Annotated in this window: 24 protein-coding genes and 1 pseudogene; 7 read left to right on the top strand and 18 right to left on the bottom strand. The window is 57.1% G+C overall.

Translation table 11 applies throughout. The annotated features are described in order from the left end of the window. Nucleotides 1–41: 41 nt before the first annotated feature. The 7 genes from TH3_RS04845 to TH3_RS04815 form a co-directional block, all read right to left on the bottom strand. Nucleotides 42–1,154 (bottom strand): phage head spike fiber domain-containing protein, encoded by a 1,113-nt coding sequence (locus TH3_RS04845; RefSeq protein ID WP_007092296.1) that lies wholly within the window; start codon nt 1,152–1,154, stop codon nt 42–44. A gap of 391 nt (nt 1,155–1,545) precedes the next feature. Then, nucleotides 1,546–2,949 (bottom strand): hypothetical protein, encoded by a 1,404-nt coding sequence (locus TH3_RS04840; protein ID WP_007092295.1) that lies wholly within the window; start codon nt 2,947–2,949, stop codon nt 1,546–1,548. A 428-nt stretch (nt 2,950–3,377) separates the two neighbouring features. Further along, nucleotides 3,378–3,821, bottom strand: a complete 444-nt coding sequence (locus TH3_RS04835; RefSeq protein WP_007092294.1) for a hypothetical protein — start codon at nt 3,819–3,821, stop codon at nt 3,378–3,380. After that, entirely contained in the window at nt 3,821–5,752 is a 1,932-nt protein-coding gene (locus TH3_RS04830; RefSeq protein ID WP_007092293.1) for a phage tail protein, read from the bottom strand. The genes TH3_RS04835 and TH3_RS04830 overlap by 1 nt, the downstream gene beginning before the upstream one ends. Before the next feature lie 30 nt (nt 5,753–5,782). Next, nucleotides 5,783–6,352 carry a phage connector family protein gene (locus TH3_RS04825; RefSeq protein WP_007092292.1) on the bottom strand — a complete coding sequence of 190 codons (570 nt, stop codon included), beginning with the start codon at nt 6,350–6,352 and terminating at the stop codon, nt 5,783–5,785. Nucleotides 6,353–6,426: 74 nt separating this feature from the next. Further along, entirely contained in the window at nt 6,427–6,921 is a 495-nt protein-coding gene (locus tag TH3_RS04820) for an ImmA/IrrE family metallo-endopeptidase (RefSeq protein ID WP_040059598.1), read from the bottom strand. Next, entirely contained in the window at nt 6,905–7,477 is a 573-nt protein-coding gene (locus TH3_RS04815; protein WP_139328320.1) for a hypothetical protein, read from the bottom strand. Before TH3_RS04815 ends, TH3_RS04820 begins: the two co-directional genes overlap by 17 nt. A 139-nt stretch (nt 7,478–7,616) precedes the next feature. Between TH3_RS04815 and TH3_RS22275 the strand changes: the two genes are divergently transcribed. Beyond that, a complete protein-coding gene (locus tag TH3_RS22275) occupies nt 7,617–9,182 on the top strand; it encodes a tetratricopeptide repeat protein (protein ID WP_007092289.1) in 1,566 nt (521 codons plus the stop codon). 191 nt (nt 9,183–9,373) lie between these two features. On the opposite strand, the gene TH3_RS04805 is transcribed toward TH3_RS22275, so the two are convergent. Beyond that, entirely contained in the window at nt 9,374–9,985 is a 612-nt protein-coding gene (locus tag TH3_RS04805) for a phage tail protein (protein ID WP_007092288.1), read from the bottom strand. 109 nt (nt 9,986–10,094) lie between these two features. Between TH3_RS04805 and TH3_RS04800 the strand changes: the two genes are divergently transcribed. Next, nucleotides 10,095–11,461 (top strand): IS1182 family transposase gene (locus TH3_RS04800; RefSeq protein WP_040059618.1). Its coding sequence is split into 2 segments (ribosomal slippage): nt 10,095–11,112 and nt 11,112–11,461, totalling 1,368 coding nucleotides; the frame shifts between segments, so codons are not numbered across the junction. Between the two features lie 140 nt (nt 11,462–11,601). On the opposite strand, the gene TH3_RS04795 is transcribed toward TH3_RS04800, so the two are convergent. The 4 genes from TH3_RS04795 to TH3_RS04780 all read right to left on the bottom strand — a co-directional run bounded on the left by TH3_RS04795 (nt 11,602) and on the right by TH3_RS04780 (nt 14,577). Beyond that, entirely contained in the window at nt 11,602–12,333 is a 732-nt protein-coding gene (locus TH3_RS04795) for a hypothetical protein (protein ID WP_007092520.1), read from the bottom strand. Nucleotides 12,334–12,508: 175 nt separating this feature from the next. Beyond that, nucleotides 12,509–13,369, bottom strand: coding sequence for a 2Fe-2S iron-sulfur cluster-binding protein (locus tag TH3_RS23025; protein ID WP_007092519.1), 861 nt, complete (start codon nt 13,367–13,369; stop codon nt 12,509–12,511). Nucleotides 13,370–13,441: 72 nt separating this feature from the next. Continuing rightward, nucleotides 13,442–13,717 carry a hypothetical protein gene (locus TH3_RS04785; protein WP_007092518.1) on the bottom strand — a complete coding sequence of 92 codons (276 nt, stop codon included), beginning with the start codon at nt 13,715–13,717 and terminating at the stop codon, nt 13,442–13,444. A 44-nt stretch (nt 13,718–13,761) separates the two neighbouring features. Next, nucleotides 13,762–14,577 carry a phage capsid protein gene (locus TH3_RS04780; protein ID WP_007092517.1) on the bottom strand — a complete coding sequence of 272 codons (816 nt, stop codon included), beginning with the start codon at nt 14,575–14,577 and terminating at the stop codon, nt 13,762–13,764. 230 nt (nt 14,578–14,807) lie between these two features. Here TH3_RS04780 and TH3_RS04775 point away from each other — a divergent pair, with 230 nt between their 5' ends. Then, nucleotides 14,808–15,608, top strand: a complete 801-nt coding sequence (locus TH3_RS04775; RefSeq protein ID WP_007092516.1) for a hypothetical protein — start codon at nt 14,808–14,810, stop codon at nt 15,606–15,608. Here TH3_RS04775 and TH3_RS04770 read toward each other — a convergent pair. The 4 genes from TH3_RS04770 to TH3_RS04755 form a co-directional block, all read right to left on the bottom strand. Further along, on the bottom strand, nt 15,605–16,315 hold the full coding sequence (locus TH3_RS04770; protein WP_007092515.1) for a capsid assembly protein: 711 nt from the start codon (nt 16,313–16,315) through the stop codon (nt 15,605–15,607). The genes TH3_RS04775 and TH3_RS04770 overlap by 4 nt on opposite strands. 357 nt (nt 16,316–16,672) lie before the next feature. Further along, nucleotides 16,673–16,936, bottom strand: coding sequence for a Bbp19 family protein (locus TH3_RS04765; RefSeq protein ID WP_007092514.1), 264 nt, complete (start codon nt 16,934–16,936; stop codon nt 16,673–16,675). Continuing rightward, nucleotides 16,933–18,774, bottom strand: a complete 1,842-nt coding sequence (locus TH3_RS04760) for a portal protein (protein ID WP_007092513.1) — start codon at nt 18,772–18,774, stop codon at nt 16,933–16,935. Before TH3_RS04760 ends, TH3_RS04765 begins: the two co-directional genes overlap by 4 nt. 3 nt (nt 18,775–18,777) lie before the next feature. After that, a complete protein-coding gene (locus TH3_RS04755; RefSeq protein WP_007092512.1) occupies nt 18,778–19,020 on the bottom strand; it encodes a hypothetical protein in 243 nt (80 codons plus the stop codon). Between the two features lie 483 nt (nt 19,021–19,503). On the opposite strand from TH3_RS04755, the pseudogene TH3_RS04740 reads away from it, so the two are divergent. The 3 genes and pseudogenes from TH3_RS04740 to TH3_RS04730 all read left to right on the top strand — a co-directional run bounded on the left by TH3_RS04740 (nt 19,504) and on the right by TH3_RS04730 (nt 21,249). Then, nucleotides 19,504–20,637 (top strand): annotated as a pseudogene (locus TH3_RS04740) (IS3 family transposase). Then, entirely contained in the window at nt 20,585–20,902 is a 318-nt protein-coding gene (locus TH3_RS23510) for a type II toxin-antitoxin system HicA family toxin (protein ID WP_082242446.1), read from the top strand. Before TH3_RS04740 ends, TH3_RS23510 begins: the two are co-directional and overlap by 53 nt. Next, nucleotides 20,899–21,249, top strand: a complete 351-nt coding sequence (locus TH3_RS04730) for a type II toxin-antitoxin system HicB family antitoxin (RefSeq protein WP_007090429.1) — start codon at nt 20,899–20,901, stop codon at nt 21,247–21,249. Before TH3_RS23510 ends, TH3_RS04730 begins: the two co-directional genes overlap by 4 nt. A 44-nt stretch (nt 21,250–21,293) precedes the next feature. Here the strand turns inward: TH3_RS04730 and TH3_RS22270 are convergent, their stop codons facing one another. Both TH3_RS22270 and TH3_RS04720 read right to left on the bottom strand, forming a co-directional pair. Further along, on the bottom strand, nt 21,294–21,806 hold the full coding sequence (locus TH3_RS22270; RefSeq protein WP_007090430.1) for a hypothetical protein: 513 nt from the start codon (nt 21,804–21,806) through the stop codon (nt 21,294–21,296). Continuing rightward, on the bottom strand, nt 21,794–22,234 hold the full coding sequence (locus tag TH3_RS04720) for a hypothetical protein (RefSeq protein ID WP_007090431.1): 441 nt from the start codon (nt 22,232–22,234) through the stop codon (nt 21,794–21,796). Before TH3_RS04720 ends, TH3_RS22270 begins: the two co-directional genes overlap by 13 nt. Before the next feature lie 114 nt (nt 22,235–22,348). Between TH3_RS04720 and TH3_RS22790 the strand changes: the two genes are divergently transcribed. Continuing rightward, nucleotides 22,349–22,555, top strand: a complete 207-nt coding sequence (locus tag TH3_RS22790) for a hypothetical protein (RefSeq protein ID WP_139328254.1) — start codon at nt 22,349–22,351, stop codon at nt 22,553–22,555. Nucleotides 22,556–22,568: the final 13 nt, after the last annotated feature.

Here is a 22,568-nt window from a genome sequence, read left to right as displayed (position 1 = left end):
GTCCTCCGTTTCCTCTGTTTCGTTTGGGGGCTTCCATGGGGTTAATTTTCGGGATTTGCCGAAAGGGCGATCAGGCGATCATCCGCCAACCGTTCCGGCCAGTAGGAAACCCCGCGCAAATGCCCGTTCAACGCCCCGCTTTGCCCGGCATAACTCCCCACCCGGATCGTGTTGAAACTGCGTGGCATGGCAAAGCCGCCGGGTGATTTCAAAATCGCGCCCGCCTTCGCCACCGCCACCCCATCATCCGCCCACGCCAGCACGATCCGCGTGCGGCTTCCGGGAACAAGCCCGCCATAAAGCGACTGCGTGATGATCGGCGCGCCACCCTTGCGCAATGAAACCCGCAACTGATCCGCCGCACTGTCATAGCCCAGATCAAGATGATCATCGTTAAGGTTCCCCGAATGCATCTGCACGATCCGCCAAATCCCATCCCAGGCCGCTGGCAATTCCAGATCAAAAACAAACGTGCCCCGCCCGGTTGCGCCCCGGAACCAGTCGCCCGGATCCAGCATCACATCATCCATCGCGCGTGCGGCGGGAATACCCTTGCTGATCAGATCGCTGGTCAAAACCGGCCCGGCCTCAAGCTGCGCATTCCAGATCAGGATCGATGCCGGATTGCCCGAAATCGCGGTGCTGATTTTTGGGTATCGGCTGGTGCCCGATGCGACCTCGGCAAAGCCCACCCGTTGCCAGCTTTCATCAAGGCTCACCGCATGGTTTGACGCCCCATCCACCCCGCCCAGCGTAATCTCCGCCGTGCCCGAAACCGCCCGCGCCCAGATACCAAAGCTGTATATCGCCCCCGCGATCAGGTCATCGACCCTCTGAAAAAGCCCACCCGCCCCACCCGGAAGGTCAAGGCGTGTGGCACTCATACTCCCATCCGGGGCCGCAACCCCGGACGTCGCCACACTCACCCCCGCATCCTTCTCCCAAAGCGGATTGGCAAACGTTGTGGAATAGCGCAGCAGATTGCTCGCCGCCCCCTCGATCAAAAGCCCCCGCGCCCGGCCCAGCCCATCATGATCATGGCCCGGCATATCCACGCCAATCTCGGCCAAAATCCCGTCTGATCCGCGTACAATCTTGGGGCTGGCGCGCCCCACGCGCAGACAGCTTTCCAATGGCGCATATCGCATGCCCATTTTGCATTCTCCGTCTTCAAATGATGAAATGTCGTCAGGATCAACGAGCCTGTCGCCAGATGGAAAGGCCCAGCCCCACCCGTCATTCCCGCGAACGCGGGAATCCAGTTAACAGTGCCGTATCCTCAAAGCCGACGACCGAGCCCGCAGCCCCATGGACTCCCGCTTTCGCCGGAGTGACGATGTAGAGGTGCCTTAACTTCCTTTCGTCATTCCCGCACACGGGGGAATCCAGTCAGCCGTGCCGCATACTCAAAACCGGCCACGGCACCCGCCGCCCGATGGACTCCCGCCTGCGCGGGAGTGACGAACAGGCGGAAAAGCCTGACCCCCTTAAGCCGTCATTCCCGCGCACGCGGGAATCCAGTCAGCCGTGCCAAAGCCTCAAAACCTACCCGCCAATCCGATGCAGATGAAACCAGCTCATCACCGAACCCGCCGCAATCTGGCGCGTCACACTGTCCGAATGGCGCACCCGCAGCCGAAGCGCATTATCGCTCCCAATCCCGATCCGGGCGATGCCGCTGACCCGGACACTCTGCGTCGCATTGCTGCCCGACCCGACAATGTCGGACGCCTGCAAATGCGTGCTCCATCCCGCCGCCCCCTGCCGCTCGACATAGGCACTGACCGCCACCGCCGTATCGCTGATGGCAAAATTCACCCCGGCATCGACATGGTAAAAACCGGGCGGAAGGTTCCCGATCCCATGCACGGCGGCGTCATAAAGCCCGTGGCTGTCCTCCGCCACCTGATCCCATTCAACAATGAAATAACCACCCGCCGGAATATCCTGCGAACTGGTGCGCAAAAGCTTCACCACCGGCCCGGTTTGCCGGATCGGTGCCGCAAACCACCGCCCACCATCACAGATCAGATCAACACAATCCCCCCGCAACGGCAGGGCATAAACACTGCGCACCGCCGCCCCATCCAACGGCACGATCTGGTCCCCGCTGGCCGCACGGACATCGACCATCGTGCCATCGCCATTGACCACCCGGTATCGCACCCCGTTGCGCGCGGTGCTCACCCCCGGAAGGCTCAACCGCCCGCCATTCGATAACCGCACCAGCGCCCCGGTCTCGCGGATATCCATGATCCGGTCGCCCGGCGCATCCATCACCGGCATGCGCCGTTCATCCTGCCAAAGCGTGACGTTTTGCGCACGCAGATCAAGGTCAAACGCTGCCCCCGCCAATTGCTTCTGAAACCCTGCAAGCGCGGTTTCGGCCCGCGTTCCGGCGGCCTCGGCCCGGCTGGCCGCATCCCGCGCCATCGCGCCATGCTGCCCGGCCAATGCAATCTCGCCCGCATCCGGCCCGTTCGCCAGCCCGTCACCTTGCGCATTCCAAACCAAGGCGCGACCGGGCACCATCCGCGGTAACGCCAGATCACCCTTGCCCTGATCGGCGGGATCAAGCCGCAAACTGCCCCGCATCGCCTGATCCACATCGCCAAGGGCCGCGGTCAGATAATCCAGATCCCGATCCACCGCATCCCCGCGTGGCGACGCCGAACTGCCATAGGCACTGAGCCGCCGTAACCGCAAATACCGCCGGATCGAAATCGCCGCCCCCACCCATGGCGCGACCTCAAAAATCACCGCGCCACCGGGCGCTTCTTCGGCGTCATTTAACGCCACATGAAACCCGGTCGTGACCGGCTTTCCATCAACGCGCACCGCCACATCATCACTGCCAAAAACCGCGAACTGAAACGGAAAAACCGTACGTTTGCCGTCGCCGGTAAACCCGACACCCGTCGCGCCATCAACCTTAAATACCACGCCCATCTCATCCCCCCAAAAACTAACCCGAACCCGCCGCCCTGGACTCCCGCCTATGCGGGAGTGACGAACAGGTGGCAAGGCCCTACCCCAAAACCTCGTCATTCCCGCGCACGCGGGAATCCAGTCAGCGGTGCCACAGCCTCAAACCCAACCACCGAGCTCGCAGCACCATGGACTCCCGCTTTCGCGGGAGTGACGAACGGGCGGAAAGGCCCTACCTCAAACCCCGTCATTCCCGCGCACGCGGGAATCCAGTCAGCCGCGCCGCATCCTCAAAACCAGCCACCGAACCCGCAAGCCCGGTGGACTCCCGCCTATGCGGGAGTGACGAACGGGCGGAAAGGCCCTACCCCACCCCCGTCATTCCCGCGCACGCGGGAATCCAGTAAACAGTGCCGCACACTCAATATTCACCACCAACCCTTAAACCCTCACCACCCATCCCGCCGGGCAAACCACGCATTCAACCGTGCCACCGTGTCATCCTGCGAGGATCGCAAAAGCGATGTTTCACGCCAACTTGCCTGCCGGTTAACCTCTGCCCGCTTGCGTGCCGCCGCATCCGCATCGGCATGCGTTTCTGACAATGCCTGTTTTTCAAGCCCGGCCAGAACCGCACTGGCCGATCCGGTGCCCCCGCTTTGCAGGCCCGCCGCCCCTTGGCGTGCGCGTAACCGTGCCTGTCGGATGCGCAATTCCTCGGCCCGTTCGCGTGCGCGTTCGGCCTCGCTGGCATTGATTTGCGCAATATCGACCTGCCGGTTGGCCTCGGTCTCTGCCGCGCGGCTTTTCTGATCCGCCCGGTTTGATGAAATCTGCTGCCCGGTTTGCAGGGCAGAAAGTGCCATTGGTGCATAGGATGCAAACGCGCCCATCAGTCATTCACCCCCAATTCGCTGGCGACCCCCAGCAATAAAAAAGGCCGGGGAAAATCCCCGGCGATCCGCCATAATCCATCATTGTCCCGCCCGGCACTGCCGCGCCGCCAGCCAAGGGCACGCAAGCTCACATCACCGCTATAAGCCGCGTCTTCGCTCCGTCCTCTACCAAGCGCCACATCGCGAAATCCCCGCCCGGTATCAACACGCAACTGCGCGGTCTGCTGCACCCGGAATGTCACCGACACAAGCCGCAACGCATTGCCCTCATGCGCCCGCGTGCCATCCGATCCGGCCGGTGGCAAAGCGGCAATTTCATGGGTAAAGGGCAATCCGGCCACGACCTTTGACACCGCGTCGGGCAGGCTGATCGTCCCCCCCGAAACCATGATATCGCGGTAAAGCACACCATCGGCCCATACGGCCAAGGTCCCCCCCTCCAGATCATCCAGCGCGCCCCAATGACGGCGCGGTTTTTCGCCCTCGGCCAATTCTGCGGTGATCGAAAGATCAAGCCCGCAGGCGTCATCAAACCGGCCAAGGTAAAATTGCCCAGCCCTCTCAAGGCAAAGGTAAACCTGCCCGCCCGCCACCGCGACAGCGCGAAATGCCGCACCCTCAACACTTTGCGCCGACCAGGCGGTGATCGCCTCGCTGCGATAAAGTGTCAATGTGCCAAGGCTGCCATCGCCCATCACCACATGCAAAAGCCGATGATCGGCATCAAACGCCTGATCAACCGGGCTTTGCACCAGATGGCGCGACAACAATGCCAAATCCGCCGCCCCATAAGCCTGCTCGACATCGGTGAACAGGAATTCACGCAATTCCCGGCCGCTTCGCGCGGCAAAGATCGTCGCGCCATCGACATTGACCAGCGGCACCGTCCGATCCGCCCGGCTGCCAATCCGCGTCTGTCGCGTGACCTGGATATTGGCCGGTGTTAACGGGTCGCCCGTCACCATCCATTCCGATCCGCTGGTGAAAACCTGCAAATGGCGTCCGGCGAAAATGCCGGTAATCGCATTGACCTGATCGGCCAGCAGGGCAAATTCAATCGCCTCGTCATCCAGCCCCTCGCCCAGATCGAAATTGAACAGATCCCCCGATTTCGACATCCACAACCGGTTGGGCAAATCGCGCGATCCACCAATCACCATCCGATCCTGATGAAACGTCACGCTGCGTGGCCAACCACGAACCGGCGAAAACACCTGTTCCTCAAAATCCTGTGTCGTGCTGGCATCGGGCAGGGCCTCTTGCAACGCAATCGTTGCCAGTGTCGCACTCGAAACCCCGGCAATCTCCCCCTCGATCCCCTGAATGCGCCAGCGCGTCCCGACATGCCCGGCCTCAAAAAGGGCCGAACTGGCCGTGATGCTGATCGTGCCGCCAGCGCCACCTGTGCCCGATGGTGTGATGCTGACCGCAGGATCACCGAATTTATAGTATGGCTGAAACCGCTTCACCGCCGTTTCCCGCCACGCCCAGTTGGTCATTTCCCAAACACCAACTCCATCAACCGATGCCTTTCGCGTCAGGCGCATCGGTTCGACCTCCGGGTGGGTGACAAGCAGCGTATCGGCACTTTGCGTCCAGTTCAGAAGCGCATGGTGCGCCACCCCAAACGGCGTTTCAAACCCGACAATCGCCACCCCATCGCGATAAACCGTGCCCTGATAATCCCCAAACACCAGCAGATAGGTCTGCTCGGTATTGAACTCGAACGCGATCAACCGCACCGGGCCGGATAACGCATCAATCAACGCAATACCGGGCCGCCTGCGCACCCCGCCGCTCGGTTCAATAAACACATTGCGCAACCGCGCCGCCCCATTGCCATAGGCATTAAGGTCTGAGCGCCCCCACAATTCCGGGGCCAGTTCACCGGTCGAAAATGTCGTCTTTTCCAAAACCCTGCGCGCCATATCCCGTCCCCTCCCCGTTGGTCAAACCCCTTACCCCCGCGCCCCGATCAGGGTAAAATCCCCAATCGCCCGCGGGGTTGATTGCTGCGCATCGGCCAGTCGGGCACTCCGAAACTGTTCCTCGGCACGTTTAAACAGATACTCCGCCCGCGACGTACTTTCGGTCAGCGGCACACAAAATTCCGCCGCAAGGCGTGTGATCAGCGCCAGATCAAAAAACGCCGGAAACGCCCCCTCCGCCATCCGCCCGACATAGCGCAGATACGCCCGATCCGCCGCGCACCTCACCGCCCCCTGCACCAGCTCAAACTCCGGCACCGCCCCGCCATCCGTCTCAAGCGACAGCAACCGGATAAAATCACCGGGCAGGACAAACATGCCCTCGCCAGCGCCCAAAACGTCCTCACTATCCCTCCGCGCCAGCCACGCCCCACGCGCGGCAAACCGCCACGGATAAGCCGCCAGCATCCCGTCCCGAATGGCCGGATACAGCATTCCCGCCACCTCCGCCTCGGCCGTGTCATCCTCGAACGAAACAATCGGTGCCGCCCCGATCATCACCAATGCGCGCGCACAAAGTGCGATGTCGCTTAACGCCATGAAACCTCACCCTTAAATGCAAAAAGCCCGGCTCTATGAAGCCGGGCTTTCAATCAAGAATTCTGTATACGGTTTTATTTAAGATTCAGAGTCTTCAGTCGAATTTCCATCGCACTCTTAGACACCTGAAACTGTTTGGCGAGTTTCTCTAGATTTCTCTCGCCGCTCTCCCAAAGCTTGCGAAGCACCTTACCCGGCACCAACAAATCCGCAGCCAACTGATTTGCTTCAATCTCGTGCGATGGCTGAACACGGGGGTTATAGAAATTACCAGCAACGGTACTACGATACATCTGGTTGTCATCCAAACCACGTCCGATTAGGTCGCGATGCAGAATATAGTGAGCCAGTTCATGCGCCATAGTAAATCTGCGACGATAATAGTGATGATCACCATTGGCAGAAATCTTGTACGTATCGTTCTCAAGCATTTCAATCTGTCCAGAAATTTCTGGCGAAAGCTTGGCCTCTTTATCAAGCTCAATGCCCAGATCACGTATCATCTGCTCAATATTGACCGGAGCAGATGAGCCATGCTGTTCAATCACTGATTTAACGGTCGTCATCATCTCCTCCTTCCTCCATCTCGTCGGCATCTATATTAGTAAAAGCTTTCATAATACTGTCATCAGACTGCGCTGCGGGAATATGCCCGCTTTCTTCAAGAATGTCTTTCACTATTTGTTCTAAAAAAACACTCTCGTTCCTGAGACCACTCCGGACAGCACTTTCTAATATCTGAGGGTCTTCGAGCAACAACTCTGACAATTCATCACTTAAGCTGTTGTCTATATAGTCTTGCACCTGCCTTGTCGCAACAACGGCAGCCTGCTCAGAAGCTGTAGACTGTGCCGCACTACGAGCATCATGGTGAGAATACCATATACTGCCAATCGTAAAGACAATCAAAAACAGTCCCAAGTACGCCACTAAAAGCGATATTGTATCCAAGCGACCTATCTCAGCCGCATATGCCACAGAGTCCTTGCCATTAACAAATTCATTATCGATAACAATAAACGCACCATTCAGAAGAGGATCAGAAAAAATGTATATGAAATAGGAAAGCGCCAAAAGCTGAACTACGTTGGCGCAAACTAAGGCCTTGAAAATAATAGATTTCATATATTTCATCCCCCCGTCAAAGTTATTTAGCCGTAAACGAGCCTCGTGTACAACCTTAACGTTTAAACGAAACGTCAAATATTTTTACTCCTAGTATAAATCAATAGCTTCCCGAATAATCCGCAGGAATGGAGCATCAATGTCGCGGTCACTGTTCTTCACGTCGCTTGTCCTGATCGGAAGCCTCGGTGCAATGGCCACGGCATCTGCGAGAACCATCGCTAAAGTGCCGACCTTGGTCATCGAAATCGCCCAGAACACCGATGACGATCCCCTGATCCGGGAATACTGGCGCAAGTCCTACGCAGGCAATGCCGAGGCCCAGCGCCTGCTGGCGATCTTGCTGTCCTACGACTATGCCGAGGACGGCGACATTGACGATGATGAACATTTCACCATCACCCGCCTGCTTGAATGCGCAGCCCTGCAGGGTGACCAGCCCGCCATTGATCAACTGCAAAACATCAACGCCAATTTCGACATCAGCGAAACCGGCGAATGCTATTACACCGGGGCCGGTTACACCGCCGACCAGAAGCAAAACGCACCAGACATTTCCGACACCGCAAACAGCTACGATGGCGATGAAGACGCCCTGCGCGCCCGCGCCATGAATGGCGATCCCGCCGCACAGTTCGCTCTGGCCGAATATCTCGAAGGACAATTCCTCTTCTTTGACGCCTTCGAAGAAGCCGAAGGCTGGTACAATTGCGCCGCCAAACAGGGTTACGCCCCGGCCATCGCGGTTCTGGCCGACGGCGACGCGATTACGACCTACCCGGAATCCGAACCCTGCCCCTTCACCAACCGGACCATGGATGCCAACGGCACGATAACCGAACGCTTTACATCCTTCCGGCTCGTCGAGATCGAACCAGCTCCCGCACCCGAACCGGTACCCAAACCCGCCCCCGAACCGACGGCGACCGCCCCGGCAACCGATACCGAACCGCTCTTTGCCGATGCGCTGGCCGCCTATTATGGCGATGGCATGCCGCAGGATTTCCCCCGCGCGATGGAACTGGCCCGCAAGGCGGCGGATCATAACCATGCCGGGGCGATCAACCTGATCGGTGTCATGTATCTCAACGGGTCAGGCGTCGCACCCGACGCCACCGAAGCCGCCTATCACTATCGGCGCGCCGCCGATCTGGGCGATGTGTCTGCCATGGTCAATCTGGCCGATTGCTATCTGCACGGCATCGGGGTCGATGTCAGCCTTCCCCGCGCACGCGAATGGTATGAAAAGGCCGCCGCCGACGGCGACGCCTACGCCCAATACAACCTTTCCGCCATCTACCAGTCCGGTGCCGAGGGCATCGAACCCGATCCGGTGCTGGCCCGGAAGTGGATGAAGCTTGCCGCTGAAAACGGCGATCCCGATGCCCCTTACTATTACGGCCATTTCCTCGAATACGGCATCGGCGGCCCCGAAGACCCGGCAGGCGCAATTGTCTGGTATCAGAAGGCCGTCGAACTTGACGATACCAACGGTTTTGCCGCCATGGGCCGGATGCATTATTACGGCGAATACACCACCGAAGACCTCGAACTTGCCTGGTATTATCTGTCCATCGCCGCCGCGCGCGATCATGTCGAAGCCAAAACCTGGATCGAAGTCGCCGCCCCCTCCGTCACCTACGAACAACGCGCCCGCGCCGCCGCTCAGGTCACCAAATATCTGGCGGAAAAAGGGGCGCAGTAAAACCATCGGACTGCAGGCTCATGGCCGGTTTTAAGGATGCGGCACGATGGACTCCCGCTTTCGCGGGAGTGACGGTGAAAGGAGCTTTTCCCTGCCGTCATTCCCGCGCAGGCGGGAATCCAGTCCTTCGTGCCGCAGGTAAAAGCGGGGCCCGGAACCCCGGACCCCGCCCATCATTCATCCGTCAGATATCAGGCCGAAGCCGCCACCGAATAAAACGCCTTGATCGCATAGGTCATCGCGACGTTGCGCGGGCGGGTTTCATCTCCACCCGTCTCACTGGTGGGCACATTTTGGAACGGCGATCCATTCCCCATATGTACCTGCCCAGCAATCGCCGTGTTAACGCCCCAAGTCTCAATACCGTGAGAATGTGTTTTGAATTCGTCAAGCTGACCAGACGCAAACACGCGATCCGCATCCACACCACGCCCGGCATCAAAACCACGCACAAACTCACCGCGAAGGTCCGGCAGGTTAAAGGTGGCAATCTGGTCACCATCGCCCCAGACGGTCCCAATCGCGGCATAAAGATCGGCATAGTCGGTCCGCGAAACCGCCGAACCGTCACAAACCAGCCAGCCTTCCGGCGGGGTCGGCATGGCAAAGGCGGTGACAGAGCCGATTTCGGCACCGAAACCGCCGCCATTACCGCCATTACCACCATTACCACCCGAACCACCATTGGCAATCAGGGCATTGATCGCCTGCAAAAGCTGGGTGTCATCCTGCCGATCCGGCGCGATATTGGCCGCCAGAACAACGTTCAGAACTTCACTGGCAACCGGTGTATTACACTGCATGGACATTCTCCTTGGTTTGGACATAAAAAAAACCCGGCAGTAAGAACTGCCGGGTCCAGACTGCTGACAAAGTCCTCGCCATTGGCGGGGATTTTTGATTCAATGGGGAATGCTTAAGAAACCCAGCCCACATCAAACCGAACTTGAGATGGTGACACTCGACAGTTTGGTCCCCAGCGATCATTTGCTTCGTAAGATCGATGCCGTGATCGATTTCAGTTTTATCCATGCGCGCGTGGCCGATTTGTACTGCGCGAACAATGGCCGTCCCGCCCTTGATCCGGTGATGATGTTTAAGGCGCTGTTCATTGGCTATCTGTTTGGCGTGCGCTCGGAGCGCCAGCTTGTGCGCGAGATTGAGGTCAATGTCGCCTATCGCTGGTTTTTGCAACTCAAGCTGACCGACAAGGTCTTTGATGCCTCGACCCTGTCGCAGAACCGGCGGCGTCGATATCATGATGCCAGTGTTGCGCAGGATATTTTTGACGAGATCGTCGAGCAGGCGATCAGGCACGGGCTGGTGGATGGTAAGGTTCTCTATACCGACAGCACGCATTTGAAGGCCGATGCCAACAAGAACAAATGGGACCGCGAAGTGGTTGCCAAATCGCGCGCGGCCTATTGGGATGATCTGGATCTGGCGATTGAGGAAGACCGGGCGGCTCATGCGAAAAAGCCGCTCAAAGCCAAGGAACGCCAGCCGGTTGAGAAAGAAACCAAGATCAGCCGAACCGATCCCGACAGCGGATATATGGTACGCGACGGCAAGCCCAAGGGCTTTTTCTATCTCGATCACCGCACGGTCGATGGCAAGCTTGGGATCATTACCGACAGTTACGCCACCCCGGCCAATCTGCATGACAGCATTCCCTATCTCGACCGTCTTGACCGACAAAGGCAGCGTTTTGACCTTGATGTTATCGCCGTCGGACTGGATGCGGGCTATGCGACCGCCGCGATTGCCAAAGGCCTTGAAGATCGTGACATCCTTGGCGTGACGGGCTATCGCCGCCCGAACCTTCGGGAAGGCTACATCCCCAAACGCAAATACGTTTATGACCCTGAACGTGATGCTTATCGCTGCCCCGAAGGTCAGCTTCTGTCTTATGCGACAACCGACCGAAATGGTACCGCCATTATCACAGCGACCCGGAAAAATGCCGCACCTGTCCTGTGCTGGCTTCCTGTACCGCCAATGCCCACCACCGAAAAACTGTCACGCGCCATGTCTGGCAAGACGCCAGAGACCGGGCTGACGCCTATCGTCTGACAGAGTGGGGTAAGCGGGTTTACAAGCGCCGAAAAGAGACGGTCGAACGCTCTTTTGCAGATGCCAAACAGCTTCACGGTCATCGATATGCAAGGTTCCGGGGACTGATCAATGTCAAATGCCAATGTCTGCTGGCCGCCGCCGCCCAAAACATCAAGAAAATAGCCCTGGCTTTGGGCCCCAAGGGGCCAATCGCTGAGGGATAATCCCCTCGGCACACTCAAGCCAGCTTTCAAACACCTCTAAAAGAAAAACCCCGCCAAAATATGACGGGGTTTGTCAGCGGTCTGACCCGGCAGTAAGAACTGCCGGGTTCGGACGAAAGAGTATTGTTGTTTGAAGGTGTTTAGGGAACCGTCACCGGCTTCCCTGTAAAGTCGGAAAATTTAAGGGCCATCCCGCTGTAAGAACGCACCCAAATGTCGCCGCGACTATTGAGCATCAATCCGCGCGGATGTTGCCCATAGTCTCCGGTTTGATAGGCATGGGTCACAATGTTTAAAAATTGGTCGTCAATAATGGCATCCCCGAATGCAGCAAAGTCCCTCTTATTTTCGACAACTGTCTCGACTTCGTGCACCCACACGCGGATCGGATAGGAAAACATTTCCGAAAGAGCAACATAGTCTCTTGCTTTCATCCGTTCTATTGCAAGCCCCATGAAGCGGTTCAGTTGCCGCACTGAACCAATTGCACTTCGAGCGTATTTCGCATCCTCTGCGTCATAAAACAGCACGAGCGATTGGATACGACCACTATCAGGATCAATCTTCATCTGTTGCGCCAGATCACAAGTATCTGCTTTTGTAAGTTCTTGGAGGAATTCTGCATGAAAAATACTCCTTGAATACTTTTCAAGCCGTACCGGATCCCATTCCTGAATGCTCCCTGCAAAAATCAAGGGGACCGGGAACCGGATGTTTTTTGTCAGTTCGGGCAAGTTTCCGTTCAGGATCTGCCCTCGATATCTTTCAACTTTTGACAGAATATCTGAGTCACATACCGTTTGCGCCTGCAAACTGGAAGCTGCGCAAGAGACGAAAAATGACACAATCAGGAAAACTCTGGTGAAAGACATCGTAAACAGCCTCGCAGCATTTTATGCAAACATAACAACACGCAAGGATACAACTTATAGAAGAAAAATCTACACCAAATAGCCCAAATGATCTCCTCGATTTTGAAACACCAAAGCAGGAAAATGATCCAAAATCAGGACATCATCAGAGCGATAACATATGCATATTTTATGCCTACGGTATCCCTGAATAATCCTCCGAGAGATAAAGGGCCTGCTCAGCATTTCGTCGGTTAATCAACCCTTGGTCCCCATTATTGGTAATATCTCCGAATTCGTTTGCGACGCCAATGTGATTTCCTTGAGCGAAAGCCTCACTCAGCTTCGGAAAACGCCCCGGATATCCAGAGTTAAAAGCCAGGCTTGCCAAAGCATCATACTGGCTTTGCGAGAGCGATATGTTCGGATTGTTGTTAGCGATGAATCGATCAACCGTCTCTTTAGCGATCAGAATATCGTCAGCGAACAAGGTTTCGGCAAACTCTCTTGAAACAAAAGAGTAAACACCGCTGTCATACTCTTCTTGGGTCAATTCATGACCATAACCAACAGTCCAGTTGCCGACATCATCGACCTTGTAAGGTTCGCTGACATAGCCCTCTAGGTCCTTGATAAACTCTTCCCCGGCTTCGGAAACAACAACGGCATCAAGTTCAATATCGGCACTGTAAGGATTAGGGCCTAACCAGACTGGGGCTCCGCCACCTGTCAATCGAGGATTTTCCCCGTTATTTACGGCATCTTCCTGTCCAGCCACGATCTCAACATGAGAGCCGGGATAAGCCACACAAGACAGGAAAAAACCTGCCTGCCTCTGCTCGTCGTCAAGATAAGACTGATCGCTGTCATCAATCGAACCGGATATCACGCCGCAAGCACACGTGCTGCAAGCCCCTGCCCGACATGAATAAGGCAGAATCAAACCAACTTCCTCAGCCGTATCAAGGATGTAGGCATCTTCGGGGCAGTGAAATTCGTAACTTGTCCCTCCATAATTAACTCTTACACGATATCCGCTTACACCATTTTCGCTCATTTATACTTCTTCCTTTCGGGAGGATATCTTGGAATATGAGGAAATTAGACTTCGTCTGAACAGTTATGACGATCAGTCCGTATTCGAACTGCCAATCGCCGTCATATCGCGGACATCAACGCCCAAAGCCCCCGAACTCGCCACGACGAACAGCCCGCCGGACATGGTGGCATCGCGGTTGGTATTGGCGATGATGATGTCACCAACCCGCAGCATGTCGCGCGCATCGGTGAAATAGCCCGCCGTATCGACATCGGCGGCGAAATCCGGGGTGATGTAATGCCAAAGCGTAAAGCCGTTGGCATAGGCCAGAACACTCAGGTTTCTGGCTTTAAAACCTTCTGCCATTTTGATCTCCGTTATCTGTATGAAAAATCTTCAGAAGCCGCGGCCTATTCCTTGGCCCGGATGCAGCTCACCCCGGCATCATCAACAAGCACCGCACCCTGGCTCATGGAATTGTTGACGAAATGCGCCGCATGATCGCCGTGCCAGGTAATGTCGGACTGCACATCGGCCCCGATCGCATGGCCAATCGCCGTTCTGTGATACCAGAAGCACGACCGGATGCCGTCCGCCACCGGAAGCCCCGAATGCGGCATCCACAGCGTGCCAAGCCACCGTTTGGCCTGTGTGCCCTTCCACGGAAGATCATCATCGCCGACATAGTCAGCATTGGAAAATTCGTTGATCTGCAAAAGCTGCGACCATTGTTTCCAGCCGACAATCGCATAACGCTGCCCGTCATCGGGCACATCGCGGTTGCCCATGCCCTCAAACGCCACCATCACCTTGCCAAGGGTCAGCCCCGTATCATTGTGATCAATAAGCTCCTCGCCGCTTGCCAGCGCATTGATGATCAGATCATCGGTCTTGCGGCCAAGGGCATAGGCCCCGGCATTGGCCAGAACCATCTTTTCATCGTGATTGGTCTTGAGCTCATCAAGCGCATCGACCCAGTCACCGGCATAATAATCGCGAAGGTCACAGCGCACCGCCTCATGTTCGGCATTCATCACCGGCACCTTGCCGTGGCGTGCCTTGGTGGTGGCCGTGCCCTTGCCGACTTTCTGGAAAACCGTGCTGGCCCCCTTGACGCTGTTTTTGACCCGCACCGTATTACGAAGCTTTGATCCCATCCGCTGATAGGCCTGATGCACATCGGCCTGGAAATGATCCACAAAGCTTTTATCAATCGTGACACTCATCGGTTTATATCCTTCTGCCCATAAACAATTTTAAGACCGCAACGCGCGATGCAGCATCCCGAAGCGGCAGCAAATCAGGCAATTCCGCCTTATTTGCACCCCGAACCGGTCATCTTGCGGTCATGGTTGAGTGGTCTTGTGTTTCGGCTCGAACCCCCATCGCCACGGGGGATCGAACATCTGTCCGGTTTGGCCGGACCTGTTGCAAAATTGATGATCTGGAGTTTGCGTTGCGCGCAAAACTGTTTGCCACCATCGCCCTGATCGGGATTGGGGCAGCGGGTTATACCCTGCTGCCCTATACCCCCGTTCCCGGCTATTTCAACGACTTCACCAGCCGGGTTTCGTCCCTTGCCGGGTTTGGCGCGGAAAATATCCGCGACCGGGTTCTGCCCGATCTCGAAGCCGAACTGTCCAACGCCGATCTTGCGATTGGCGCGCCGGTTTTCGTACGCGTCTTCTATGCGGATCGCGATGTCGAAGTCTGGTTAAAGGCAAACAACCGTTACCGCCTGTTTACCCGCTATAATTTCTGCGACGCCGATGCCATCACGCGCGCCAGCGACGGCAATAACGGCGAAACCGACGGCACCGCACAGACCATCGGCAGCACCGCCAATCTTGGCGTTTACCATGTCACGCGCGACGACCTTTCGCCGAGCAGCCCCCATCACCTCGAAATCGCCCTGACCCCGCTCACATCAGGCAGCCCCGAAGAAATGGCAGAACAGGCCCAAACCGCCCGCCCCGCCCTTCGCGGCAATTGCGAGGGCACGGGCGGTATTGCCCTTGAAAACAGCGATATCGAACCGGTCTATATGCTGATCGATACGGCCCTTCGCGCCGGGCAGGCACAGGTGCCCGTCCACGTCTTTGAAAAACGCCAGAACATGGATGATGCCGTGACCCTCACCGAAGACGCCTTTGCCAGCGTCCCGGCACCGGGGCTTTATGACGTGTATGCCGCGTTCGAGCGCACCCGCATTCCCCCCGAAGTCCACAAAACCGATGGCCGCTATCAGGTGAACTAGGAAATGCCATGCAGGCGGTCAAAACCTGCCTGCACCTCGGCGACAATCCCCGGATCACGGTCGCGCCAGTATCGCGGATCATTCATTTTGGCCCGGATATCTTGGCGCAAATCGCCTGTCCCGTCCGCGCCTGACCCCGACGCCAGTCCCTGCTCCGCCCGGCCGCTCATCAACCGATGAATGCTGCGCACCCCGTCTGCCGTTTGGCACAGAACCTCAAACGCCGCCTCGGGCAGGTTCTCGCGCCCCCATTTCTCAATCCGCGGTGCCAACCGTTTCCAGTTTTCCGCCCCGCCAAATTCCGCCGCCAGTGCCGCCCGATCCGTGGCACGTTTGCCTGCGCCCTCAACCTCGCCAATTAACGGCCCGATCACCTCGGCCGCCAGATCATAAACAAGCTGCGCCTGTGCGCCGGTAAATCCCGCTTCATGCAAGCGCGCATTTACCGCTGGATCAACCGCGCCCAACACCTCATCAACCGCAATCTCGTATCCGTCCGGCGTTTCGGGAATGCTGGCCGGGTCAAGGGCCGCGCTGGCTTCACCGGCGTCAAATTCACCTTCCGGCAAGACGCCAGCATCGAAAACCACATCCGCCTCGACGCCTAACGCCTCAGTCACGCCGCCCGCCACATCGGCCGGACGCAACAGATTATCCTCCGCCCCCTGCCCGGCTTCTGGCCGCGCCGGGTTCTGATCAATGGTCATGATACACTCTCCCCTCTCCGCGCAGCCGCTTCGCTGCCGGATTACTGTTCATAAAATAACGGTTTTTCCTGATTAACACTGCGCGGGGCAGCAGGGTCTGGACGGTCCGGCAAAGGACGCAGTCACTCCCTCGCGCCGCACAACTCCTAATCGTCGATGCGGCACCAAGTCTGGATGCCCGCGTTCGCGGGCATGACGGGGGAGGCAAAGGTCCCGCCCCAACCGCTCCCGTCTCTCCACCCTCTCCGTCACTCCCGCGCAGGCGGGAGTCCATCGTGCCGGATGCACCAAACTGGCATCAAGCACACCATCCTCCCGACTTCACAGGCAAAGGTGCTCCAACAAAAACGGGCAACCTCACCCTTTATCCGCCGCGCCCCCATCTACGCTGCCCCTTGCAAGCCGCGCCATCTGCAAAACCAGCGCCCGCTGCCCTTCCCGCATCCAGATCGCCCGATCCGGGCTTTGCGGGCCAAGCGCGGTTTTGATGATGCTGCGTTCAAGCTCCGCCAGAACCTTCTGCCCCGCGTGCGTGCCAAAGCATTGCTGCCAATGCACCCGATCTGCTTCATCCGTTTCGTCGACGGCTGCCACCCCCTCAAACCAGTCCCAACCACTCATGGTGCATCCTCCATCATCGCCGCCTCAACCATTGCCTCAACCGGCAAAACCGGCCTGAGCAAATGGTCCGGCACGCCAAACTGATCGGCAAGCCAGCGGACCATGTGCGGCATATCGACCTCGCCCAGCGCCTCCGGCCCCAGCGTCGCAATCCGTGACAGCCAATCCATCGCCTGCCCGGCCTGTACGCGTTTGGGCAACTGGGCCAATGGCGCGCTATGGCGCAACTGCACGACATCGCCATCAAGCGGCATATCGGGCAGCTCCCCACGCCGCACCAGAATATGGACCGCCCGGCGAATAAGCGGATAAAGCAGTTCCGCCTGCAACCGCCCATAGGTCGCCCCCAGCAACCGGGCATTTTCCGATGCCCGTTCCAGAACCTCGGTCGCGGTCATGCCCGGCTGGTCACTTTGCCCCAGCCGGTCGGCCAACAGGCACCGCCGGATGCGATCACGCAGATCGGACAGCACCAGATCAGAAACATCAAACCGCCCCGGCGCATCAAGCGGCGTCAAACCCGCCGACCCGACCGCCTTCGGGATGATACTTCCGGGCACCAGCCGGATCGCCGCCGGGTTCAAAACCCCGTCATCATCGGCCTGCCAGATGCCAGTCACCGCGATGGATGCGTTTTTAAGCACCAGCTCGACCACCTTGTTCGCCGTCTTGATATCGGGCAGCGCCTTCATCACCGGCGACCTGCCATAAACCTCGCCCGGTGCCTTCATCCACCGAAACGCGATATAGGGCGACACCTCAAAACGGTCCCGATGGATCACCCCATCTTCGCCGGCCAGACCACCCGAAACCTGCCCGCCATCCTCAAAAAACACGCAAAGCTGATAACCGCCAAACGCCCCCGGATCGGGCAGAACCGCCTCGACCACCGCGTATCGTTTCGGGCTCTGCCCCTCATCCCGATCCCTATCGGGCAACCGCGCCTCTGGCCATTGCCTTGCAATCTCGTCACGGGTCAACGACAGCTTGCGAAACACCGCATCCATTCTGCCGTCACTGCGTTCCTCGAACGCCAGTTCACGCAGCGGCACCGCGCCAAACCGAAACGCCGACGGGCTTAAAAAATCATCCGCTTCAAGCCGAAGGCACGCCGTCCCCGCCGTCACCAGATCGAGAAACGCCTGATGCATCTCGACCGCGAAATTGGACCGGTCAAAATGCCCCTGCAAAATGCTTGCGGCGCGCGCCAGCCGCGCGGTCAGAATGTCCCGATCCGCATCCGCCACATTGCCGCCCGGCTCAAACGCGAACCAGCCACCACTCGGCGGGGTGATTTCCGCCATCAGGCTTGCCGCAAGCTGCTCGACCGCATCGGGGGCCGTGGCATCAAACACCCGATCAAACTTCTTTTCCCCACCAGATACCCCGCCGGATGCTCCCGGTTGCTCGCTTGCCCCATTGCGCTGCGGCAGGGCAAATTCGTAACATTCCTGCCAATGCCGGACCCAGCCCTGCTTCTGCCCGACCGCCGCGCGGAACCGGGCCCGCAAATCGGCAATCGCAATCCCGCCGGCTTTGGTTCCGGTCCCGGCATTGCTGCCTGTCCCCGCACCAGCACCAGCACCTGCTCCAAGACGGCCGACCGGCTCCTTCGCCATCCGGCCAAATCTCGCCGCCGTCTGGTCTGCTCCCGACGGCCTGGCATCACCCGGCCTGGCATCCCCCGGATTGGCATCACCCGGCCCGGTCGCATTCCGACCGGCAGCACGCTGCGCTCCATCGGGAAGCCCCCGATCAGACGTCGCACGCTTTGCCGCCAAACCCACCTTCCGGGCCGGACGGACCGGGCGCGCTTTGCGGTTCTGCCGTTCTGTCATCGCCTAATCCCCCAAAAGATTTTTGCCACCCGCCGCACGGTCGATCCGGTCTGACAACAGGCCACGAAACCCCGTACCGATCAGACCGGCCCGGCCATAGCGTCGCCGCTCCAGCGCCTCGGACCGCGCCCGTCGTGCCGCTTCTGCCGCACTTTCCCCGTCATCGACGGACGCCGGGTTTGCGGACGGACTGGTGGCAATTGGTGGTGGCGCGGATGGTTTTGGTGTCGAAAACAGACTGCCCATGATGCCCCTTTACCTCCTTCTGCCCCCGCCCCGAACGGGGCAAAACAAAACACCCCAAACCGGGGCCCAAAAAACAAACAGCCCCAAACCGGGGCTAAAAAAAACAAACGCCCTTAAACGGGCTTGGAAACAAAAACGCCCGCAACGCGATAAAGCGATGCGGGCGCAATTGTGGTGTTGACTTCTCCCTTATGGCACAAGAAAAAGAACAAATCAAGAACATTTTTCAGAAAAATGCTATTTTCTTCATAAAAATTTGTTTTTGCATGTTTAATTTCACCAAAAACGTCCTGAATCTCGCCAACATCAAGATGCAACTAGTTTTAGTTGCATAAAATCCCGGCATTTGTTATATTCCATTTCACCCGCAACAAATCAGGGCGTCGCAAATTGCCATGGGCAGGAAAGACAAACTGATTGAACTGAATAGCCCCTGGAATTGTAGACACCCCATCACTTATAAAGTGAGGCAAGGAGTTTACGATGCCCAAGAGTCATTTTACCGATGAGTTCAAAATCAATGCCGTTCGCCAGATTACAGAACGAGGCTACTCAGTAGCGGAAGTTTCTGCTCGTCTCGGTGTCAGCACACATTCCCTGTATGTGTGGAAGAAGAAGTTCAGCAAGTCCCCTGATACGATTGCTGAAGCTGATCAACAATCATCCGAGATACGCCGCCTGAAGCAAGAACTCGCCCGGATCACCGAGGAGCGCGATATTCTAAAAAAGGCAACCGCGTACTTCGCCAGGGATGCAAAATGAGGTACGCGTTTATTGACCAGCATCGCCGGGTCTACTCGGTGCGCACCATGTGCCGGTGTTTGCAGGTTCATCCCAGTGGCTTTTATGCTTGGCAGAAGAAACCACACAGCGCCCGGTTTCTGGAAGATCAAAGGCAGACCGCGCTTGTTCGCCAGATATGGGAAGACAGCGGTCAGGTATATGGCTACCGCAAAATCCATGATGATCTGCTGGATATGGGAGAGAGTTGCAGTCCGAACCGTGTTGCCCGACTGGCCCGCAATGCAGGCATACGCGCCCGGATCGGTTACAAGAAGCGTCCCGGCAAATATGGCCGCAAACCGGCTGTCGTCGCTGACAACAAACTGGATCGGCAGTTTGATACCGCCAGACCAAATACCGTTTGGGTGACCGATATCACCTATATCAAGACACAGGAAGGATTTGCGTATCTTGCCGTCGTAATTGACCTTTATTCCCGCATGGTGGTTGGCTGGGCATTGAAGCAGCGACAAGATACAGAGGTTGTTCTGCAAGCCTTGCTGATGGCCGTCTGGCGGCGAAAGCCAAAGAACAGGGTGCTGATCCATTCTGATCAGGGTTCCCAATATACCAGCATCGACTGGGCCAGCTTTCCTTCGTCAGCACAATCTTGAACATAGTATGAGCCGCCGTGGGAACTGTTATGACAATGCTGTTGCCGAAAGTTTCTTCAACTTGCTTAAACGCGAACGCATCCGCCGCAGGGTCTATAAATCACGGGATGAGGCACGTCAGGATGTCTTCGATTACATAGAAATGTTCTACAACCCGAAGCGCAAACATAGTACCAACGGGATGTTGTCACCCGTCGAATTCGAAAGACGAAAAATCTGATCAAACCGGGTGTCTACAATTCCAGGGGCTATTCAAACGGCTTAAAAGCAGACCAAAAGATTTTAGCTGGGATGAACTGGTCCGCCTTCTGACGGCCTTGGGTTATACCGAAAACAATAGCGGAAAAACCGGCGGTTCACGGCGCAAATTCACCCATGCAACGGCACCCACGATCAGCCTGCACAAACCACATCCAAGCAACATCGTGAAGCTTTATGTCATCAACGAAGTGTTGCGATTGTTGACCGAAGAGAAACTGATATGACCAACATGCTCGAATACAAAGGTTATCTTGGATCGGTGGAATTCAGCGACGAGGATGAAGTATTCCACGGGAAGCTCGAATTCATTCGCGACCTTGTCACCTATGAGGGAACGGATGCCAAAAGCCTCAAGGACGCCTTTCACGAAGCCGTGGAAGACTATCTTGAACTTTGCCAGTCAGAAAACCGTGCCCCTGACACCCCGTTAAAGGGCAGTTTTAATGTGCGGCCCGGTCCCGAACTTCATCGTCGGGCAATGCTGTTTGCCCTGCGCCATCACATGAACCTTAACAACGTGGTTATTGATGCGCTTCGCAGGCATCTTGACCGCGAAGACATCCCCGCCTGAACCTCGAAAAATGCTGGTTTTTCAAAGGCTCAGGCGGCACAGCCTCAGCCATATAGCGGCCATTTCTCCGCTTGCAGCATCTCCTTTGTTTCCGCACGTTTTATCGCGCAAAAAAGTTGATGCGGCGTCACGATCCAGAACCCGGAAATGCCCAGCAACCGCTTGACGAACTCGACACAGGTAAACGCGCCCAACCGCACCCGTCTTGGCACTTCCGCCGGATAGCTGACCCAGATGCAGTCAAACCCGCGCGCCCGGTAATGGGCTTCGGGATCGAACAGAACCGAATATTGCCAGACATCGCACGCCACCCGGTGGCTTTGCGGATCAAGGCAGATCCACTCCCCGGCACGTCCGCCCGACATCAGCACGAAACAATGCCGGAAACCGGGTTTCAACCATCGCAAAAGCCGCTTTTCGGGCGCATCGGCAAACACGACAAGCACATCGCGCATCACCGGTTCAGTTGGCGAATTTACCGGCTGTTTCGGCACAGAATCCGCCTGAGCACCCGCTTGGATATCGGGCCGGATCGCCTCGCGAATCAAAGTCTGCATGGCGGCAATTCTCCCGTCATTTTAATCATCCTTTCGGGATGGTGAAAGGCATCCTCGGCCCCCGGCAGGACGATATCGCGCGCAATCAACGCATCCTGCAAGGCCGCCATCGCATCACACCAAAGATCATATTTCGGTTTTTCACGGCCATCACGCGGATCGGGTGTGCGTTCCACCAGCCCGTAATATTCGATCACCTGCAAATGCCGGTCACCCAGCACATTTTCACGCCGGAGCCGCATGACCGCGTTATAAATATCATCCGGGTCGCACGGGCGCACAACGTCACTGGCATCCGCCACCACACGCGCCCCTTCGATCCGTGACGCCTGGCACCGCACAAACCAGAACCACGCCTGCATTGCGCTGGAAAACGGGGTCGCCACGCGGTCCGCGATCGGCTTGGGAAAAAGTCTCTGTTCACTCATTTCGCCCTCCTGCTGAACTGCCTGTCTCGCATCAACACCTCCGAAAACGCGTGCAATTATCCCCTTTCGCGCCTCAAAGAAGCCCAAAGCCAATTGCCTGCCGGATATGTAAAGATGGCCAACGTGATACGTGCAAAACCCGGCTTATATGCCGCTTTCCGCCATTCTGACCGCATCAAAGCTATTTCCGGATGCACTTCCGGTGTTGATCCACAAGCTATAATCCCTTTTTGTTCTCATTGTAAAGGATTAATTTCCTATTATTCAAACAGCCGCGAAAATGCTCGACTTGACGGCCACCGGATGAATAATGGCCTGTGAAATATCCGCAACC

It is taken from the genome of Thalassospira xiamenensis M-5 = DSM 17429, from assembly GCF_000300235.2.
GTDB classification, from domain to species: Bacteria; Pseudomonadota; Alphaproteobacteria; order Rhodospirillales; family Thalassospiraceae; genus Thalassospira; species Thalassospira xiamenensis.
The sequence above is the reverse complement of the archived record's forward strand: the minus strand, read 5'-3'. Positions and strand labels throughout refer to the sequence as shown.

Coding starts and splice junctions, on each gene's coding strand:
- TH3_RS04815 (WP_139328320.1), bottom strand. CDS start 7,477: ATGAAATCTATTATTTTCAAGGCCTTAGTTTGCGCCAACGTAGTTCAG.
- TH3_RS04770 (WP_007092515.1), bottom strand. CDS start 16,315: ATGACCATTGATCAGAACCCGGCGCGGCCAGAAGCCGGGCAGGGGGCG.
- TH3_RS04785 (WP_007092518.1), bottom strand. CDS start 13,717: ATGGCAGAAGGTTTTAAAGCCAGAAACCTGAGTGTTCTGGCCTATGCC.
- TH3_RS04845 (WP_007092296.1), bottom strand. CDS start 1,154: ATGGGCATGCGATATGCGCCATTGGAAAGCTGTCTGCGCGTGGGGCGC.
- TH3_RS22270 (WP_007090430.1), bottom strand. CDS start 21,806: ATGCAGACTTTGATTCGCGAGGCGATCCGGCCCGATATCCAAGCGGGT.
- TH3_RS04765 (WP_007092514.1), bottom strand. CDS start 16,936: ATGAGTGGTTGGGACTGGTTTGAGGGGGTGGCAGCCGTCGACGAAACG.
- TH3_RS04730 (WP_007090429.1), top strand. CDS start 20,899: ATGACCAACATGCTCGAATACAAAGGTTATCTTGGATCGGTGGAATTC.
- TH3_RS04795 (WP_007092520.1), bottom strand. CDS start 12,333: ATGTCTTTCACCAGAGTTTTCCTGATTGTGTCATTTTTCGTCTCTTGC.
- TH3_RS23025 (WP_007092519.1), bottom strand. CDS start 13,369: ATGAGCGAAAATGGTGTAAGCGGATATCGTGTAAGAGTTAATTATGGA.
- TH3_RS04805 (WP_007092288.1), bottom strand. CDS start 9,985: ATGCAGTGTAATACACCGGTTGCCAGTGAAGTTCTGAACGTTGTTCTG.
- TH3_RS04840 (WP_007092295.1), bottom strand. CDS start 2,949: ATGGGCGTGGTATTTAAGGTTGATGGCGCGACGGGTGTCGGGTTTACC.
- TH3_RS04835 (WP_007092294.1), bottom strand. CDS start 3,821: ATGGGCGCGTTTGCATCCTATGCACCAATGGCACTTTCTGCCCTGCAA.
- TH3_RS04780 (WP_007092517.1), bottom strand. CDS start 14,577: ATGAGTGTCACGATTGATAAAAGCTTTGTGGATCATTTCCAGGCCGAT.
- TH3_RS22790 (WP_139328254.1), top strand. CDS start 22,349: ATGGCCAACGTGATACGTGCAAAACCCGGCTTATATGCCGCTTTCCGC.
- TH3_RS04720 (WP_007090431.1), bottom strand. CDS start 22,234: ATGAGTGAACAGAGACTTTTTCCCAAGCCGATCGCGGACCGCGTGGCG.
- TH3_RS22275 (WP_007092289.1), top strand. CDS start 7,617: ATGTCGCGGTCACTGTTCTTCACGTCGCTTGTCCTGATCGGAAGCCTC.
- TH3_RS04755 (WP_007092512.1), bottom strand. CDS start 19,020: ATGGGCAGTCTGTTTTCGACACCAAAACCATCCGCGCCACCACCAATT.
- TH3_RS04820 (WP_040059598.1), bottom strand. CDS start 6,921: ATGATGACGACCGTTAAATCAGTGATTGAACAGCATGGCTCATCTGCT.
- TH3_RS04830 (WP_007092293.1), bottom strand. CDS start 5,752: ATGGCGCGCAGGGTTTTGGAAAAGACGACATTTTCGACCGGTGAACTG.
- TH3_RS04760 (WP_007092513.1), bottom strand. CDS start 18,774: ATGACAGAACGGCAGAACCGCAAAGCGCGCCCGGTCCGTCCGGCCCGG.
- TH3_RS04825 (WP_007092292.1), bottom strand. CDS start 6,352: ATGGCGTTAAGCGACATCGCACTTTGTGCGCGCGCATTGGTGATGATC.